Raw genomic sequence first — 17558 nt, 5'->3', positions numbered from 1 at the left:
GACTGGGAAGTTTCACGTGAAACACGCTCCTTGGCCCGGTACGGACCCCGCCGCCGTCGGCCAGGGAAGGTCGAGGACGTCCAGCTCGCGGCCGGGGCGGGCCCCGCCGGGCGGAACGACGGCCAGGGCGTCCGCGGCGGCGATCCCGCGGAGCATGGCCGGTCCGTTGTAGCGCAGCGGGACGACCTGCCCGCCGTGGTGGACGACCGGAACGAGACGCGTGTCATGGGGGTGCCCGTGCACCTCGTCCCGAACGGCCACACGGTACGACACGAGAGAACGGAGCCCCGCTCCGGCCCCGCCCTCGACCGCCGCCAGGGCGGCGAGCAGGGGCGCGGCGAGGGTGAGCAGTCCGGAGACGGCCGCGAGCGGGTTGCCGGGCAGCCCGACGAGGTGGCGTACGTGCCGGGGCTCCCCGGGGCCGGCTCCGAGGCGGGCGAGGAGCATCGGATGTCCCGGCCGGACCCTCACCCCGTCGACCAGGAGGGTGGCACCGGCTCTGTCGAGTACGCGGTGGACGTGGTCGACGGGGCCCGCGGCGGTTCCTCCGGTGGTGACGACCAGGTCGGCCGTCGAACCGGTGACGGCCGCGTGCAGTTCCTCGGCGTCGTCACCGATCCGGCGGGTGGCCAGGACGTCCGCACCGAGCGCCGCCAGCCAGGGGCCGAGCATCGGCCCGAGGGCGTCCCGGATGAGCCCTTCGTGGGGAAGACCGGACGCGAGGAGTTCGTCGCCGAGGACCAGGATCTCCACGCGGGGCCGGGGCGGCACGGGGAGTTCGTCGTACCCGGCGGCGGCGGCGAGCCCCAGCACGGCGGGGGTCACGGTGGTGCCGGCGGGCAGCAGCTCGTCGCCGGAGCGGCACTCCTGTCCCCGGGGACGGATGTCCTGCCCGGCGACGACCTCGCGCAGGGCGTGCAGCGGAAGGTTCCCCGTACCGCCGCCGGGGCCGGTCCGGGAGTGCTCGGTACGGAGGACGGCCGTGGTCCCGGGCGGAACGGGGGCGCCGGTGGCGATCCGTACCGCCTCCCCCGCGGCCAGGGCGGCGGCCGGTGCGCGGCCGGCGAGGACGGCGGCGGCCTCGCGGACGTGCCAGGGGCCGGGGCCCGCGACCGCCCAGCCGTCCATGGCGGAGGTGTCGAAGGAGGGCAGGTCGACGAGGGCGAGGAGCGGTTCCGCCAGGACCTGGCCGAGCGCCCGGCCGAGCGGGAGCCCCAGCGGTTTCCGGTCGGCCCGCGCGGCCGTCCCGGCGCGGCTCGCGGCGGCCCGCGCGTCGGGCCAGGAAACCGCCCCGCAGGCCCGCTCGGCCTTCGCGTCGGCGGCGGCCCCGGGGGTTCCGGGGGTTCCGGGATCTATGGGAGGCCCGGAGGCGGTGGGGGCGGGCTCCTTCAGGCTCATCCGGTTCCGTCCTGTTCGGACTCCCAGCGCAGGGCGAGCGCCACGGCCTTGCGGGCGGCCTCGGCGACCGCCTCGGGGCCGTTCTCGCCCGCTCGCGCCGCCGCGTACCCCACGAGGAAGGTGGTCAGGGGCGCGGCGGGGCGGGCCACGTTGTGGGCGGCGTCGCGGGCCAGGTCGAGCAGCACGCCGGTGTCGACGTCCAGCTCGATGCCCAGTTCGTCCTTGACTGCGGTAATCCATTCGTCCAGCACGGTCCCATGCTCCCTGATGCGGGCCCGGGCCGTGGCGATGTCCTCCCAGGTGTCGCAGTCGAACGAGGCGAGGGGGGCCCCGGGAACCCGGGTGACACGGAGCGCGCGCGTGAGGTGCCGCAGGGGCAGGTGCGCGAGGCCGTGCCGCTCGTCCGCGAGCCGGAGCAGCTCCCGGCGCAGCGGCCCGGCCCGGTACGCGGCGACGAGCGGCTGCTCCCGCCCCCCGTCGTCGACGAGGAGCGCGGCCTCGGTCCCGGGCTCCTCCGCCAGGGCGCCGAGGAGGCTCCGCACGGTGGTTCCGTCCAGGAAGGGGAGGTCGGCGGAGAGGACGAGCAGCACGGCGGCTCCCGTCTCCCGCGCCCCCACGTCGAGGGCGGCCACCGGGCCGCCGCCGGGGGGCTCCTCCCTGGTCCAGCGGACGGGCCGGCCGGTCGGCCGGGGGTCTCCGACGACCACGGTCCGTCCGGCGTCGGGGCAGGCCGCGAGCACGCGGTCCAGGAGGGTGCGCCCTCCGACCCGTACGGCGGGCTTGTCCGCGCCGCCGAGCCGCTCGGCGGCACCCCCGGCGAGCACGACGGCGTCGTATGCGGTGGTCATCCCAGCAGTATGGGCCGCCGGGCCCCACGAGCGTCCGGTCCGTCCCTCGGGGAAGGACGGGCCGGATCCGAACCGGACCGGGCCCGTCCGGCGGGCCCGGCAACCGGTTCCGCGTGCCGCGTGCCGCGACAGCGGGCTGCGTGCCGTCAGACCGTGCGGAGCAGGACGGCGGGCTGTTCGACGCAGTCCGCCACGTACCTCAGGAAGCCGCCGGCCGTACCGCCGTCGCAGACGCGGTGGTCGAAGGTGAGCGAGAGCTGCACCACCTGGCGGACGGCCAGCTCGCCCCGGTGCACCCAGGGCTTGGGGACGATCCGGCCGACCCCGAGCATGGCGGCCTCGGGATGGTTGACGATCGGCGTGGAGCCGTCCACCCCGAACACCCCGTAGTTGTTGAGGGTGAAGGTGCCGCCCGTCAGGTCGGCCGGGGTGAGCGCGGACCGCCGGGCTGCCTCGGTCAGGCGCCCGAACTCCTCCGTCAGCGACTCAGCCGTCCGCCGTCCCGCGTCCTTGACCACGGGGACGACGAGACCGCGCGGGGTCTGGGCGGCGAAACCGAGGTGCACGTCCGGCAGGCGGACGATCTCCCGGGCGGCGGTGTCGACCGTGGAGTTCAGCTCGGGGAAGCGGGCCAGGGCGTGGACGCAGATCCGGGCGAGGAGCGCGAGCAGCGAGATCTTCGGCCCGCCCGCCGCGTTCATCGCCGCCCGCGCCGCCATCAGCTCGGTGGCGTCGGCGTCGACCCAGCAGGTCGCGTCCGGGATCTCCGTACGGCTGCGGGACAGCTTGTCCGCCACCGCGCCCCGGAGCCCGCGCAGCGGAATCCGCTCCGCACCCGGAGCGGTACCGGAGGGAACGGTGCCGGAAGGGGCGGAGGCGGAAGGAACGGCGAGGAGGGGTGCCGGGGCGTCGGCGGGCTTCTCCCGGTCCGCGAGGGCCCGCTCGACATCGGCCCGCAGGATCAGCCCCTCGGGTCCCGAGCCGCGCACCCGCCGCAGGTCGAGCCCCCCGTCCCTGGCCAGCTTCCGCACGAGCGGCGAGATGACGGGCACGGGCCCCCGGTGCCCGTCGACGGCTCCGGTCGCCGGCGCGGGAGCGGGAGTGCCGGCCGGCGTGGGAGCGGGGGCCGTGACCGCCGCGGAGGCGGAGGCGGGCGCCGCCACCGTCGCCCGGGCGGGGGCCGGGTCCGCAGGCCGCACCCGCCGACGCCGGGCGGCGGGCCCGGCGGTGCCGTACCCGACCAGCACGTTGCCCGAGTACTCCGAGGACACGGCGGCGTCGGCGGCGCCCTCCGGGGCGGGGTCCGCGGGCGCCGGTTCCTCGGCGGCGCCCACCGCGACCGTCAGGAGCGGTGCACCGACGGGCAGTTCGGTGCCCTCCTCGCCGTACCGGGCGGTGACGACGCCGCCGTACGGACAGGGCACCTCGACCACGGCCTTGGCCGTCTCGACCTCGACGACCGGCTGGTCCACGGCGACCACGTCGCCGACAGCGACCAGCCAGCGCACGATCTCGGCCTCGGTCAGTCCCTCACCGAGGTCGGGCAGTTTGAACTCGAGTACCCGGGCCATCAGTTGTCCGCCTCCCACTGGAGTCGCGCCACCGCGTCCAGGACCCGGTCCACGCCGGGCAGGTGGTGCCGTTCCAGCATCGGCGGCGGGTACGGGATGTCGAAGCCCGCGACCCGCAGCACCGGTGCCTCCAGGTGGTGGAAGCAGCGTTCGGTCACCCGGGCGGCGATCTCCGCGCCGGGGCCGCCGAAACCGGTCGACTCGTGGACCACCACCGCGCGTCCGGTGCGCCGCACCGAGGCGCAGACGGTCTCGTCGTCGAACGGCACGAGCGAGCGCAGGTCGACGACCTCCAGGTCCCAGCCCTCGGCCTGCGCGGCCTCCGCCGCCTCCAGGCAGACCGGCAGGGAGGGGCCGTAGGTGATCAGGGTGGCGCCGGTGCCCCGGCGCCGTACGACGGCCCTGCCGATCGGCTCGACGGCGGCGGGCGCCTCCGGGGACCAGTCGGACTTGGACCAGTAGAGCCGCTTGGGCTCCAGGAAGACCACGGGGTCGTCGGAGGCGATGGCCGCGCGCAGCAGGCCGTAGGCGTCCTCGACGGTGGCCGGGGTGACGACGTGCAGCCCCGGTGTGGCCGTGTAGTAGGCCTCGGAGGAGTCGCTGTGGTGCTCGACGCCGCCGATGCCGCCGCCGTACGGGACGCGGACGACGATCGGCATCGGCATCGTGCCGCGCGTGCGGTTGCGCATCCGGGCCACGTGGGAGACCAGTTGCTCGAACGCCGGGTAGGCGAAGGCGTCGAACTGCATCTCCACGACCGGCCTCAGGCCGTACATGGCCATGCCGACGGCCGCGCCGAGGATGCCCGCCTCGGCCAGCGGGGTGTCCGTGCAGCGGTCCTCGCCGAACTCGGCGGCGAGCCCGTCGGTGACGCGGAAGACGCCGCCGAGGGTGCCGACGTCCTCGCCCATCACGTGGACGGCCGGGTCCTCGGCCATGGCGTCGCGCATGGCGCGCTGGAGCGCCTGGGCCATCGTGGCGGGCTTGGCCCTCCCGGCCCTCCCGCCGGTTCCGTCCGCCCGGGGGCCGGTCGTCGCGGTCGTCATCACGCCTCACCCTCGGCTTCGAGCTCGGCGCGCAGCTGCGCCGCCTGTTCGCGCAGCTGCGCGGTCTGCTCCGCGTAGACGTGGGCGAAGAGGTCCATCGGGTCGAGCACCGGGTCGGCGTTCATCCGCTCGCGCAGGTCCGCGGCCATCGTCTCGGCGGCCTCGGCCGCCGCGCGCCTGCCGTCCTCGTCCAGCAGTCCGCGCTCCGTCAGCTCCCGTTCGAGGAGCAGGACCGGGTCGTGCGCCCGCCAGGCCTCGACCTCGGCGGCCTCGCGGTAGCGGGTGGCGTCGTCGGCGTTGGTGTGGGCGTCGATCCGGTAGGTGACGGCCTCGACCAGGGTCGGCCCGCCGCCGCGCCGCGCGCGGGCCACGGCCTCGGTGAGCACCTGGTGGACGGCGACCGCGTCGTTGCCGTCCACGAGCCGGCCGGGCATGCCGTACCCGACGGCCTTGTGGGCGAGGGAGGGCGCGGCGGTCTGCTTGGCGAGCGGCACGGAGATCGCGAAGCCGTTGTTCTGGACGAGGAAGACCACGGGCGCCTGCCAGACGGCCGCGAAGTTCAGCGCCTCGTGGAAGTCGCCCTCGCTGGTGCCGCCGTCGCCGACCATGGCGAGGGCGACGACGTCGTCGCCCTTGAGGCGGGCGGCGTGGGCGAGTCCCACCGCGTGCGGGAGCTGGGTGGCCAGGGGCGTGCAGAGCGGCGCGATCCGGTGCTCGTGCGGGTCGTAACCGGTGTGCCAGTCGCCGCGCAGCAGGGTCAGGGCCTGGACGGGGTCGAGTCCGCGGGCGACCGCCGCCAGGGTGTCGCGGTACGAGGGGAAGAGCCAGTCCCGGTCCTCCAGGGCCGTCGCGGCGGCGATCTCGCACGCCTCCTGGCCGGTGGTGGACGGGTACACGGCGAGGCGGCCCTGCTTGGTGAGCGCGGTCGCCTGCGTGTTGTAGCGGCGGCCCCGGACCAGCTCCGCGTAGAGCCTCAGCAGCAGCGCGGGGTCGGCGTCGGCCGCGGCGGCCGTGCCGAGCACGCGCAGCGGCTCGGCGTCGGGCAGCAGCGGGGCGGGGTCGGTGCGCGGCTGCCATGCCGGCGGGGGGGTCCGGTGGGCGCGGGCGGCACCGGGCGGCTCTTGGACTGTCGAACTGCGCTGTCGCAACGAGTCCACCTCCTCGTGGGAGCGGGCATGACACCCGAAGACGGGCGGCGCGAGTGTGGTGCGCCTCACCTACCGATTGTTCGGTCGTGGAGGCATTTTGGCTACAGGCACCTCCAGCCTGTGGACAAACGGTTCTCCACAGCCTGGGATGGGCACAGGTCGTCCACCGGAGAGAGGCGGGGGCACATGGCGGATGAACAAATGGCCGACGAGCGGGAACAGGCCGTCGCCCCGGCGCCCGCGACGCCGGTCCCGGCCTTTCCGGCACGTCCCCTGGACGCCGTCGACCGCGACATCCTGCGCATCCTCCAGTCGGACGGACGCGCCTCGATCCGCTCCGTGGCCGAGCGGGTGCACGTCTCCCGGGCCAACGCCTACGCACGGATCAACCGGCTCGTCGACGACGGCGTGATCCGCGGCTTCAGCGCGCGCGTCAACCACGAGCGGGCGGGGCACGGCGCCTCCGCCTACATCACGCTCAAGATCGTCCAGAACTCCTGGCGGACCGTGCGCGAACAGCTCCGGGCCCTGCCGGGAGCCGCGCACATCGCGCTGGTCAGCGGCGATTTCGACGTCCTGCTCCTGGTGCACACCCCGGACAACCGGACCCTGCGCGAACTGGTGCTCACCAGGCTCCAGGCGATCCCGGAGGTGCTCTCCACCCGGACCCTGCTGGTCTTCGAGGAGACCGACCTCGACCCGGACCACCGGGAGACCTGACGGGCGGGGCGGAGCCCACCGGGAAGTCCGCCGAGAGATCTCCGGGAGTTCGCCGGGAGGCCGTCAGGAAGCCGTCCGCAGCCCGTCGAAGGCCAGCCGGGCGACGGTCTCGGCCAGCTGCTGCTCCTCCGCGGGGTCCTGCTGCGGCCGGTACCACTCCACCAGCGAGTTGATCATGCCGAAGAGGAGCCGGGTCGCGAGCCGGATGTCCACGTCCGCCCGCAGGTCGCCCTCGGCGGCGGCGGCCTTCAGCAGCTCGGCCACCCGGTGGTCGAACTCGCGGCGCCGCTCCATCGCCCACCGCTCGGTGCCCGTGTTGCCCCGCACCCGCAGCAGCAGCGTCACGTACGGCAGCTCCGCGATCAGCACCTCGACGGTACGGCGCGTGACGTACTCGACCCGCTCGACGGCCCGGCCCCGCCCGGCCCCCGGCTCGTCGAGGATCGCGAACAGGCCGTCGAGCGCGCGGCTGACCGCCCGTCGCAGCAGCTCCTCCTTGCCGGTCACGTGGTGGTAGATCGACGACTTGGAGATGCCCGCCGCCTTCGACAGGTGCTCCATCGACGTACCGTCGTAACCGCGCTCGTTGAAGATCCGCACCGCGACCGAGAGCAGCGTCTCGGGGGTGTAGGTGTCGCGCTTCGCCGTGGTCATCGGGAGTCCTTCCCCGTCCGGGCTTCCTCGTCGTACGCCCGGCGCACGAGACCGACGCCCGGCGCGTACCGCCCCGTCGGGTACCACTCGTGCAGCGTCCTGAGCAGCTCGCACACGCGCTGGTGGCCGACGCTCGCGGCCCACTCCAGCGGTCCGGCCGGATAGTTGACCCCGAGCCGCATCGCCGTGTCGACGTCCTCGGCGGTGGCGACCCCGCGGTCGACCGCGTCGGCCGCGAGATCGGCCAGCATCGCGACCGTGCGGGCGACGATCATGCCGGGCACGTCGCCGATCACGGACACCTGTTTGCCGAGGGCCTGGAAGAGACCCACCGCCCCGGCGAGCCTCTCCGGCGCGATGTCCTCGCGGGCGGAGAGCACGATCCGGCCCGCGCGCGCGTAGTCGAAGGCCAGGTCGAAGAGGACGACGTTCTCACGGCCGTGCTCGAAGGCGGGCTCCCCGTCCGTGAGCATCAGCGCGGTGCCGTCCGGCAGCTCGATGAAACCGCTGCCGACCGTGCGCCGCCGGACCGTGATCCCGGCCTCTTCGAAGAGCCCCACCAGCGGTTCGGCCGGTCCCAGGTCGCCCCGGACGGTGACCCGCGCGGGCGCCTCCGCCGGGGGCGCCGTGTGCGGCCCGGGCCGCTCGGCGCCCTCCGCGTACGGGAACCAGCCGTGCCCGGTCTTGCGGCCGAGCCGCCCCGACTCGACGAGCCGGCGCTGCGCGAGCGACGGGGTGAACTTGGGGTCGTGGTGGAAGGACTCCCACACCGACCGGGTGACGGCCTCGTTCACGTCCTGGCCGATCAGGTCGGTCAGCTCGAACGGGCCCATGCGGAAGCCGCCGCTCTCGCGCAGGGCAGCGTCGATGGTGGCCGGGTCGGCCGCGCCCTCCTCGTGGACCCGCAGCGCCTCGGCGTAGAAGGGGCGCGCGATCCGGTTCACGAGGAAGCCGGGGGTGTCCGCGCAGCGCACCGGGGTCTTGCCCCAGCTCTTCACCGTCGCGTACGCGCGCGTGGCGGTCTCCGGATCGGTGGCGAAGCCGCTGACGACCTCGACGAGGGGGAGCAGCGGCGCCGGGTTGAAGAAGTGCAGCCCGACGAAGCGGCCGGGCAGCCGCAGGGCTCCCGCGACGGCGGTGACGGAGAGGGAGGAGGTGTTCGTGGCGAGGACGGTGTCGTCCCCGACGACCTCCTCCAGATCCGCGAAGAGCTGTCGCTTGACCGGGAGGTCCTCGACGACCGCCTCGATCACGAGGGCGGCGTCCGCCAGTTCGGAGAGTTCCGCCGCCGCGTGCAGCCGCCCGGCGGCCGCCTCGCGCGCGCCGGCGTCCAGGCGCCCCTTCTCCACGAGGCGGTCCAGGCGGGCGGTGAGGGCGGCCACGGCCTCCCCGGCCCTGCCGGGGGCGCTGTCGTAGAGGCGCACGGGGTGGCCGGCGACCAGGGCGACCTGGGCGATCCCCTGCCCCATGGTCCCGGTGCCGACGACGGCGACGGTGCGGTGCCGCTCCACGGCGGGTCCCGGCTCCACGGCGGGCTCGGGCTCCACGGCGGGTCCCGGCTCCACGGCCTCCGCACGGCTCTGTTCCACGGCTTCCCCGGTGGCGGATTCGCTGGCGGTCACGTCGTCGCTCCCCCTGACGGTCACGTCGGCTCTCATGGGGGTGATCCTCCCCGATGGGTTTTCCACAGGTTCGACGGCCCCCCTTGTCCCGACCGATCGTTCGGTTACTCTAACTCCGTACGTGTCTCCCTGCCCAGCTCGACGAGGAGTTGGTCCACCCATGGCCACCGTCCAGCCGACCGCCGACCGTCTGGCCGAGAAGCACCGGCCCACGCTCGACCAGGCGCTCGACACCATCCGCACCCGTGCCTACTGGTCGCCGCACCCCGAACACCCGAAGGCGTACGGGGCGGACGGCTCGCTCGACGCGGCGGCGGGGCTCGCCGCGTACCGGGCCCTGCTGCACACCCGTTTCGAGCTGGACCAGCCCGGTACGGACGGCTGGACCGGCGGCGAGGTCTCGCCGTACGGCCCGGAGCTGGGCATCGAGTACCCGCACGCCGACCTCGACGTCCTGCTCCCCGCCATGCGCGCGGGGACGGGCGCCTGGCGGGACGCCGGGGCCGAGACCCGCGCCCTGGTCTGCCTGGAGATCCTGGCCCGGATCTCCGCCCGCACCCACGAGTTCGCCCACGCCGTCATGCACACCAGCGGACAGGCGTTCATGATGGCGTTCCAGGCCGGCGGCCCGCACGCCCAGGACCGGGGTCTGGAGGCCGTGGCGTACGCGTACGCGGAGCAGACCCGCACTCCCTCCGGACGGACCGGCTGGTCCAAGCCCCAGAGCAAGCGCGACCCCCTGGAGCTGAGCAAGGAGTTCACCCCGGTCGGCCGGGGCGTCGCCCTGGTGATCGGGTGCAACACCTTCCCCACGTGGAACGGCTATCCGGGCCTGTTCGCCTCCCTCGCCACCGGCAACCCGGTCCTGGTCAAGCCCCACCCCCGCGCGGTCCTGCCGCTCGCCCTCACCGTCCGGATCGCCCGCGAGGTCCTGGCCGGGGCGGGCTTCGACCCGAATCTGGTGGCCCTCGCCGCCGAGCGCCCAGGCGAGGGCGTCGCCAAGACGCTGGCCGTGCGCCCGGAGATCCGGATCATCGACTACACCGGTTCGACCGCCTTCGGCGACTGGCTGGAGGCCAACGCCCGCCAGGCCCAGGTCTACACCGAGAAGGCCGGCGTCAACTCGGTCGTGGTGGACTCCACCGACGACTACAGGGGCATGCTGGCCAACCTGGCCTTCTCGCTGTCGCTCTACAGCGGCCAGATGTGCACCACCCCGCAGAACCTGCTGATCCCCCGCGACGGCATCACCACCGATCAGGGACCCAAGTCGTACGACGAGGTGGTGGCCGACCTCGCGGCGGCGGTCGACGGCCTGCTCGGGGACGACGCCCGCGCCAACGGCCTGCTCGGCGCCCTGGTCAACCCGGACGTGAAGGCACGTCTGGAGGCCGCCGCCGGACTCGGGGAGGTGGCGCTCGCCTCCCGCGAGGTGGTCAACCCGGAGTTCCCGGACGCCGTGGTCCGCACCCCGCTCGTCGTGAAGCTGGACGCCTCCAAGCCGGAGGCCCGGGACGCGTACTCCTCGGAGTGCTTCGGCCCCGTCTCCTTCGCCGTCGCGGTGGACTCCACCGCGGACGCCCTGGAGCTGCTGCGGCGCACGGTCCGCGAGAAGGGCGCGATGACGGTCGGCGCGTACACGACCTCGGAGGAGATCGAGCGGGCGGTGGAGGAGGTCTGCCTGGAGGAGGCGGCCCAGCTCTCGCTGAACCTCACGGGCGGGGTGTACGTGAACCAGACGGCGGCGTTCTCCGACTTCCACGGCTCCGGCGGGAACCCGGCCGCGAACGCGGCCCTGTGCGACGGCGCCTTCGTCGCCAACCGCTTCCGGGTGGTGGAGGTCCGCCGCCAGGCGTGACCGTCCCGTGCGCGGCGGGGCCCGCCGGGCCCCGCCGCCTCAGGGGGTCCCGATCTCGGCGTACCTCTGGATCCACGCGTGCATGGCGATGGCGGCGGCCGCTCCCGCGTTGATCGAGCGGGTCGATCCGAACTGGGCGATCGAGCAGACCGTCTCCACGTGGGCGCGGGCCTCCTCGGTGAGCCCGGGGCCCTCCTGGCCGAAGAGCAGCACACAGCGGCGGGGGAGGACGGTCCGTTCCAGCGGCACGGCGCCGGGCAGGTTGTCGATGCCGATGACGGGCAGGCCCTCGGCCGCCGCCCAGGAGGTCAGCGACTCGGTGTCCGGGTGGTGGCGGACGTGCTGGTAGCGGTCGGTGACCATGGCGCCCCGCCGGTTCCAGCGGCGCCGGCCCACGATGTGGACCTCCTTCGCCAGGAAGGCGTTGGCGGTCCGTACCACCGAGCCGATGTTGAAGTCGTGGCCCCAGTTCTCCACCGCCACGTGGAAGTCGTGGCGCCGGGTGTCCAGGTCGGCGACGACCGCCTCCCGGGTCCAGTACCGGTAGCGGTCGACGACGTTGCGCCGGTCTCCGCCGGCCAGCAGCTCGGGGTCGTACCGCTCGTCCCGGGGCCACGGCTCCGGATGCGGGCCGACACCGACCTCGGTGCCGAACCCCTCGTCGTACTGGACCGGCTCCCCGGCCGTCTCCGGTCCGGGCTTCTCCGGTCCGGGCTTCTCTTCGGTGGTGCTCACCCGACGAGGGTACGGGGGCCGCGCTCCTCACCCGTACGGCGCTGTCCGGGCAACCTCCCGCCCGGTGCCCGCCGCAGCAACCGGTCCCGGCCCCCGGCCACCCGGGCGCCCAGGGCCACCAGGAAGGCCGTCGGGAGGAAGACGGCGTCGGCGGAGATCATCGCGAGCGAGAAGACCGGCAGCCCGAGGAGCAGGGCGATGCCGGCGTGCTCCAGCATCATCGCCACGAGGAGGACGTTCTTGACCTTGCGGTTGAAGAGGGTGAAGGGGAAGGCGACCTGGACGATCACCGTTCCGTAGGACAGCGCCATCACCATGATCCCGCTCGACGCGAGCAGTCCGGAGAGCGCGGGCCAGGGGGTGAAGTGGTCGAGGTGGAGGGGGTAGAACAGCGCGGTGCCGTCCTGCCAGCGCGAACCCTGGATCTTGTACCAGCCGGCCGTGGCGTAGATCAGGCAGACCTCCGCCATGAGGACGAGGAGGGCGGCGTTGTGCGCGAGGTTCGCGAGGGCGTCGAGCAGGACGCGCGGCTCTCCGGGGGCGTGCCGGCGGACCAGCCACCACAGCGCGTTCCCCAGCCAGAGCACCCACAGCAGCACCGGGACCCACCACTCCCCGGTGACGTCGCCGAACCGGGTGGCGGCCATGAGGAAGCCGCCGAGCACGGCCCACAGCAACGGCCCGGTGGGGTCGCGGCGCGGCGGCTCCCCGGCACGGGCGGCCCGGTCATCACGGGCCTCCCGGCGGGCGTCGAGGGACCAGACCCGGCCGCACCGGATCAGGACGAGGTAGATCGCGGCGAGGTGGAGGACGTTGTCGCCGCCGTCGCCCACGAAGACCGACCGGTTCTGGAGCGACAGGACCCCGGCCATGAAGACCACGGACACGGCCCGGGTGCGCCAGCCCACCAGGAGCAGCACGGCGGAGAGCACCGCGAGCCCGTAGACGCACTCGAACCAGAGGCGCCCGTCCGACCACATGAGCACACTGAAGGAACGGTTCTGGGCGATCAGTCGGCGGGCGAGGTCCCAGGACCAGGGAGCGTCGGGACCGTACAGCTCGTGCCGGTGCGGCAGCTCCCGCAGCAGGAAGAGCAGCCAGGTCAGCGAGAAGCCGATCCGGACGATCGCGGCCTGGTACGGGCCGAGGGGGCGTCCGGTGACGGTCTGGACGGCGCGGGCGAGCCGGCGGTCGACGGACTCGCGGGTGCGCGCGTCCGGAGGGGCGGTCGCGGGGTCCGGCCGGGACGCCGGGTTCGGGAGGGTCATCGGGTGGTCTCCGCGCGGTTCCGGCCGCTCCCGGCGGGCCGGTCGGCGTCGGTGATCCGCCACCACGGGAGGGGGCGGTAGGAGGGAGAGGGCTCCGGCCGCACGGCGCTCTCCGTGCTCTCGGGGTTCTCGGGGTTCCACGCGGGGCCGGCGACGGGCCGGGTCACGGTACGGAGCTGGACGCGCCGCACGTCGGCGCCGTCGAGGGAGGGCAGGTCGCCGAGCCGGAGCATCACGATCCGGCGCATGTACTCCTCCGAGAGGTGACCGCGCGACCCGCTGGGACGGAGGTCGTCGGAGTGCGAGGTGAAGTAGAAGTCCACGGCCCTGCGGAGCAGGTTCTGCTGGACGTGGCTGGGCATCGGGTGGTGGAGGACCGCCCCGACGTCCCCGGCGGTGAGGTCGATCCAGCCGGTGGTCCGGTGGCCGCCGCCGGCGGTGGCGACCTCGGCGCGGACCTCGACCGAGACGTTCTGCTGGAGCGGGTTGGGCGCGAAGAGCTTCCAGTTCTGTTCGAACTCGGGGTAGATCCAGTCGTCCACGGCCTGGCCGTGCCGCTTGGTCAGCGTGTTGGACGGCGCCACGTGCAGGAAGACCATTGCCAGGTGGACGCAGGCGAACACCCCGGTGACGGCGAGCGCGACCGCGACGACCACCTGGTAGGGCAGGGACAGGGCCGTGATGCCGGTCCCGGCCGCCGGAGCGGCGTCCACGGGGGACGGCGCGTGCGGAGGGGCGGCCGGGGGGCCCGGGGGCGCGGGCAGCGGGTCCGCCGGGGACGGGTGGCGGTCGTCGTCGTCCGTCCCGGACGTCTCCTTCTCGACGTACGCGTCCATCCCGCCCCGATCCCGATCGGCCCGCCCCGGTCATCCCCAGGGTTGACACCATACGGGCCGCCGACTCACCATTGGAGTCATTCAACCGAACGATCGGTCGGTAGGGGGTCCGATGACCGCAATGACGGCAGGGACGGCAGGTGGCACGACCGCACCCGGCGCCACGGGCGAGGCCGGGGCGGTGGAGCAGGCCGCCCGCGAGGCCGTGTTCGACGCCGCCGTCGCCGCCGACGAGCGCATCGAACCGCGCGACTGGATGCCCGACGCCTACCGCGCCTCGCTCGTCCGCCAGATCGCCCAGCACGCCCACTCCGAGATCATCGGCATGCAGCCCGAGGCGAACTGGATCACCCGGGCCCCCTCGCTGCGGCGCAAGGCGATCCTGATGGCCAAGGTGCAGGACGAGGCGGGGCACGGCCTGTACCTGTACAGCGCGGCGGAGACCCTCGGCACCAGCCGTGACGAGCTGCTCGACAAGCTCCACACCGGCCGCCAGAAGTACTCCTCGATCTTCAACTACCCCACGCTGACCTGGGCCGACGTAGGCGCGATCGGCTGGCTGGTGGACGGCGCCGCGATCACCAACCAGGTCCCCCTGTGCCGCTGCTCCTACGGCCCCTACGCCCGCGCGATGGTCCGGGTCTGCAAGGAGGAGTCCTTCCACCAGCGCCAGGGGTACGAGGCGCTGCTCGCCCTGTCGAACGGCACCGAGGCCCAGCACGCCATGGCGCAGGACGCGGTGAACCGCTGGTGGTGGCCCTCGCTGATGATGTTCGGCCCGCCGGACGACGAGTCGACCCACACGGCCAGGGCGATGGCCTGGAAGATCAAGCGCCACACCAACGACGAACTGCGGCAGCGCTTCGTGGACATCGCCGTCCCGCAGGCCGAGGCGCTCGGCCTCACCCTCCCCGACCCCGACCTGCGGTGGAACGAGGAGCGCGGGCACTACGACTTCGGCCCGATCGACTGGACCGAGTTCTGGGACGTCCTCAAGGGGAACGGCCCCTGCAACGACCAGCGGCTGAGCAGGCGGCGCCGGGCCCACGAGGACGGCGCCTGGGTCAGGGAAGCGGCGGCGGCCCACGCGCAGAAGCACCACGGGAAGCACCGGGAGGCACAGGGATGACGAGCGACGGTTGGCCGCTGTGGGAGGTGTTCGTGCGCTCCCGCCGCGGACTGTCCCACACCCATGCGGGCAGTCTCCACGCGCCCGACGCGGAGATGGCCCTGCGCAACGCCCGGGACCTGTACACCCGCAGGAGCGAGGGCGTCTCCCTCTGGGTCGTCCCCTCCGCGGCGATCACCGCCTCCTCGCCCGACGAGAAGGACCCCTTCTTCGACCCGGCGGCGGACAAGCCCTATCGCCACCCGACGTTCTACGAGATCCCGGAGGGGGTGAAGCACCTGTGAGCACCCCCGACATCCGGGAGGGCACCCCCGCCCGGGAAGGTGCCGACAGCCGGGAGGGCACCGACAACCGGGAGGGCGCCGCCGCCGTGCCCGTCGGCGCGGCACTCGCCCTCGGGGACGACGCCCTCGTCCTCTCCCACCGCCTGGGCGAGTGGGCCGGTTCCGCCCCCGTCCTGGAGGAGGAGGTCGCCCTGGCCAACATCGCGCTCGACCTGCTCGGCCAGGCCCGCGTCCTGCTCTCCCTCGTCGGCGACGAGGACGAGCTGGCCTACCTCCGGGAGGAGCGCTCCTTCCGGAACGTCCAGCTCGTCGAGCAGCCGAACGGGGACTTCGCCCACACCATCGCCCGGCAGCTGTACTTCTCGACCTACCAGCGTCTCCTGTACGGCCGGCTGGCCTCCGGCGACGGCCCCTTCGCCGGTCTCGCGGGCAAGGCCGTCAAGGAGGTCGCCTACCACCAGGACCACGCCGAACAGTGGACGCTGCGCCTCGGCGACGGCACCGCCGAGAGCCACGAGCGGATGCGACGCGCCTGCGACGCCCTGTGGCGGTACACGGGCGAACTGTTCCAGCCCGTCGAAGGGCTCGACGTGGACACCGCAGAGCTGGAGAGCGCCTGGCTGGAGTCGGTGACGGGCGTCCTCGGACGGGCCACGCTCGACGTTCCCACCGGGCCGCGCACCGGTGCCTGGAGCGCGGGCGCGGGCCGGCAGGGCCTGCACACGGAGTCCTTCGGGCGGATGCTCGCCGAGATGCAGCACCTGCACCGCAGCCACCCGGGGGCGTCGTGGTGACCAGGACGCCCCTGGAGGAGGAGCTGAGCCGGGTCGCCGGCGCCGTCCCCGACCCGGAGCTCCCCGTCCTCACCCTGGAGGAGCTGGGCGTCGTGCGGGGCGTTCACGTGACCGGCCCCGGCCGGGTCGAGGTCACCCTCACCCCGACCTACACGGGCTGCCCGGCGATCGAGGCCATGTCCTCGGACATCGAGCGCGCGCTCCACGAGCACGGGGTCCCGGAGGTCTCCGTCGTCACCGTCCTCGCCCCCGCCTGGTCCACCGACGACATCAGCGAGGAGGGACGGCGCAAGCTCACCGAGTTCGGCATCGCCCCACCCCGTCCGCAGGGCCCTTCCGGCGGGCCCGTGCCCCTGACCCTGGCGATCCGCTGCCCCCACTGCGGCTCCACCGAGACCGAACTGCTGAGCCGTTTCTCCTCCACCGCGTGCAAGGCGCTGCGCCGCTGTACCGCCTGTCGCGAGCCGTTCGACCACTTCAAGGAGTTGTAGATGGTGACCTCAGGGGCCGGGCGGGCCGGATTCCACCCGCTCAGGGTGAGCGGGGTCGAGCGGCTCACGGACGACTCGGTGGCCGTCACCTTCGAGGTTCCGCCCGACCTCCAGGAGGCGTACCGGCACGTGCCCGGCCAGCACCTCGCCCTGCGGCGCGCCGGAGAGCGGGGCGAGGAGGTCCGGCGCACGTACTCGATCTGCGCCCCGGCCGCCCCGACCGGTGAGCCTCCCGTCCTGCGCGTCGGCATCCGGCTCGTGGACGGCGGCGCGTTCTCGACCTACGCGCTCAAGGAGCTGGCCGTCGGGCACCTGGTCGACGTCATGGAGCCCCGGGGCCGTTTCACGCTCGCCCCGCGTCCCGGCCGCTTCGCGGCCGTCGTCGGCGGCAGCGGCATCACTCCGGTCCTGTCGATGGCGGCCACCCTGCTCGCCCGTGAGCCGGAGGCCCGGTTCTGTCTGGTCCGGAGCGACCGCACCGCCGCGTCCACGATGTTCCTGGACGAGGTGGCCGACCTCAAGGACCGTTACCCCGACCGGTTCCAGCTGGTCACCGTGCTCTCCCGGGAGGAGCAGCAGGCGGGGCTGCCGTCCGGGCGGCTCGACCGGGACCGGCTCACCGCGCTGCTGCCCGCGCTGCTGCCGGTCGGCGACGTCGACGGCTGGTTCCTCTGCGGTCCGTTCGGGCTGGTGCGGAGCGCCGAGCGGGCGCTGCGCGACCTGGGGGTCGATCGCGGCCGGGTCCACCAGGAGATCTTCCACGTGGACGACGGCTCGGCGACCGTGGTGGCCCCGGCGGCCGACGCCCCCGCGCACGCCACCCTGACCGCGACCCTGCACGGCCGTTCCGGCACCTGGCCGGTGGAACGGGGAGAGACGCTTCTCGACACCGTGCTCCGGGCCCGCGCGGACGCCCCTTACGCCTGCAAGGGCGGGGTGTGCGGCACCTGCCGCGCCTTCGTCGTCGACGGGGAGGTGCGGATGGATCGCAACTTCGCGCTGGAGCCGGAGGAGACCGACGCCGGATACGTCCTGGCCTGCCAGTCCCGGCCCGTCACCGCCGGGGTGGAGCTGGACTTCGACCGCTGACGGCTCCACCCGCCGGAAAAGTCCACGACCGTTCGCCCCGGCCCCCGCACGGGGGCCGGGGTGCCGG

The 17558-nt window shown here is 74.1% G+C and carries 17 protein-coding genes; 7 read left to right on the top strand and 10 right to left on the bottom strand.

Features of this window, described 5'->3' with window-relative positions:
* Positions 1-12: 12 nt before the first annotated feature.
* From ACZ6AQ_RS23150 to pdhA, 5 genes are all read right to left on the bottom strand, one after another.
* Complete coding sequence (locus ACZ6AQ_RS23150) at positions 13-1398, bottom strand: molybdopterin molybdotransferase MoeA (RefSeq protein ID WP_468761868.1); 1386 nt, start codon at positions 1396-1398, stop codon at positions 13-15.
* Positions 1395-2246 (bottom strand): NTP transferase domain-containing protein, encoded by an 852-nt coding sequence (locus ACZ6AQ_RS23145; protein ID WP_468761866.1) that lies wholly within the window; start codon positions 2244-2246, stop codon positions 1395-1397. The genes ACZ6AQ_RS23150 and ACZ6AQ_RS23145 overlap by 4 nt, the downstream gene beginning before the upstream one ends.
* A gap of 146 nt (positions 2247-2392) precedes the next feature.
* A complete protein-coding gene (locus tag ACZ6AQ_RS23140; RefSeq protein WP_468761864.1) occupies positions 2393-3817 on the bottom strand; it encodes a dihydrolipoamide acetyltransferase family protein in 1425 nt (474 codons plus the stop codon).
* Positions 3817-4863 (bottom strand): alpha-ketoacid dehydrogenase subunit beta, encoded by a 1047-nt coding sequence (locus ACZ6AQ_RS23135; protein ID WP_468761862.1) that lies wholly within the window; start codon positions 4861-4863, stop codon positions 3817-3819. Before ACZ6AQ_RS23135 ends, ACZ6AQ_RS23140 begins: the two co-directional genes overlap by 1 nt.
* Positions 4863-6020 (bottom strand): pyruvate dehydrogenase (acetyl-transferring) E1 component subunit alpha, encoded by a 1158-nt coding sequence (gene pdhA, locus ACZ6AQ_RS23130; protein WP_468761914.1) that lies wholly within the window; start codon positions 6018-6020, stop codon positions 4863-4865. The genes ACZ6AQ_RS23135 and pdhA overlap by 1 nt, the downstream gene beginning before the upstream one ends.
* Positions 6021-6212: 192 nt before the next feature.
* Here pdhA and ACZ6AQ_RS23125 point away from each other — a divergent pair, with 192 nt between their 5' ends.
* Positions 6213-6731, top strand: coding sequence for an Lrp/AsnC family transcriptional regulator (locus ACZ6AQ_RS23125; protein ID WP_468761912.1), 519 nt, complete (start codon positions 6213-6215; stop codon positions 6729-6731).
* Between the two features lie 63 nt (positions 6732-6794).
* Here ACZ6AQ_RS23125 and ACZ6AQ_RS23120 read toward each other — a convergent pair whose 3' ends face one another.
* Together ACZ6AQ_RS23120 and ACZ6AQ_RS23115 are read right to left on the bottom strand one after the other, a co-directional pair.
* Positions 6795-7385 (bottom strand): TetR/AcrR family transcriptional regulator, encoded by a 591-nt coding sequence (locus ACZ6AQ_RS23120; RefSeq protein WP_388695027.1) that lies wholly within the window; start codon positions 7383-7385, stop codon positions 6795-6797.
* On the bottom strand, positions 7382-9043 hold the full coding sequence (locus tag ACZ6AQ_RS23115) for a 3-hydroxyacyl-CoA dehydrogenase (protein ID WP_468761860.1): 1662 nt from the start codon (positions 9041-9043) through the stop codon (positions 7382-7384). The genes ACZ6AQ_RS23120 and ACZ6AQ_RS23115 overlap by 4 nt, the downstream gene beginning before the upstream one ends.
* Before the next feature lie 124 nt (positions 9044-9167).
* Between ACZ6AQ_RS23115 and paaN the strand changes: the two genes are divergently transcribed.
* A complete protein-coding gene (gene paaN, locus ACZ6AQ_RS23110; RefSeq protein ID WP_468761858.1) occupies positions 9168-10865 on the top strand; it encodes a phenylacetic acid degradation protein PaaN in 1698 nt (565 codons plus the stop codon).
* Positions 10866-10904: 39 nt separating this feature from the next.
* Here the strand turns inward: paaN and ACZ6AQ_RS23105 are convergent, their stop codons facing one another.
* The 3 genes from ACZ6AQ_RS23105 to ACZ6AQ_RS23095 are packed head-to-tail and all read right to left on the bottom strand — an operon-like array spanning position 10905 to position 13704.
* The gene (locus ACZ6AQ_RS23105) at positions 10905-11600 is read right to left on the bottom strand and encodes a TrmH family RNA methyltransferase (RefSeq protein ID WP_468761856.1); all 696 of its coding nucleotides are present in this window, start codon (positions 11598-11600) and stop codon (positions 10905-10907) included.
* Positions 11597-12868, bottom strand: a complete 1272-nt coding sequence (locus ACZ6AQ_RS23100) for an HTTM domain-containing protein (RefSeq protein ID WP_468761854.1) — start codon at positions 12866-12868, stop codon at positions 11597-11599. The genes ACZ6AQ_RS23105 and ACZ6AQ_RS23100 overlap by 4 nt, the downstream gene beginning before the upstream one ends.
* Entirely contained in the window at positions 12865-13704 is an 840-nt protein-coding gene (locus ACZ6AQ_RS23095) for a DUF5819 family protein (RefSeq protein ID WP_468761852.1), read from the bottom strand. The genes ACZ6AQ_RS23100 and ACZ6AQ_RS23095 overlap by 4 nt, the downstream gene beginning before the upstream one ends.
* 112 nt (positions 13705-13816) lie before the next feature.
* Between ACZ6AQ_RS23095 and paaA the strand changes: the two genes are divergently transcribed.
* From paaA to ACZ6AQ_RS23070, 5 genes are all read left to right on the top strand, one after another.
* A complete protein-coding gene (gene paaA / locus ACZ6AQ_RS23090) occupies positions 13817-14833 on the top strand; it encodes a 1,2-phenylacetyl-CoA epoxidase subunit PaaA (protein WP_468761850.1) in 1017 nt (338 codons plus the stop codon).
* Positions 14830-15117, top strand: coding sequence for a 1,2-phenylacetyl-CoA epoxidase subunit PaaB (paaB, locus tag ACZ6AQ_RS23085; protein WP_467388611.1), 288 nt, complete (start codon positions 14830-14832; stop codon positions 15115-15117). Before paaA ends, paaB begins: the two co-directional genes overlap by 4 nt.
* Positions 15118-15203: 86 nt before the next feature.
* The gene (gene paaC, locus ACZ6AQ_RS23080) at positions 15204-15911 is read left to right on the top strand and encodes a 1,2-phenylacetyl-CoA epoxidase subunit PaaC (RefSeq protein WP_468761910.1); all 708 of its coding nucleotides are present in this window, start codon (positions 15204-15206) and stop codon (positions 15909-15911) included.
* On the top strand, positions 15905-16402 hold the full coding sequence (paaD, locus tag ACZ6AQ_RS23075; RefSeq protein ID WP_468761848.1) for a 1,2-phenylacetyl-CoA epoxidase subunit PaaD: 498 nt from the start codon (positions 15905-15907) through the stop codon (positions 16400-16402). Before paaC ends, paaD begins: the two co-directional genes overlap by 7 nt.
* Positions 16403-17491, top strand: coding sequence for a 2Fe-2S iron-sulfur cluster-binding protein (locus tag ACZ6AQ_RS23070; RefSeq protein WP_468761846.1), 1089 nt, complete (start codon positions 16403-16405; stop codon positions 17489-17491).
* Positions 17492-17558 lie beyond the last annotated feature (67 nt).

The sequence above is a fragment of the Streptomyces sp. NPDC041191 genome (assembly GCF_055591945.1).
This window is presented reverse-complemented; position numbering and strand designations above follow the sequence as displayed.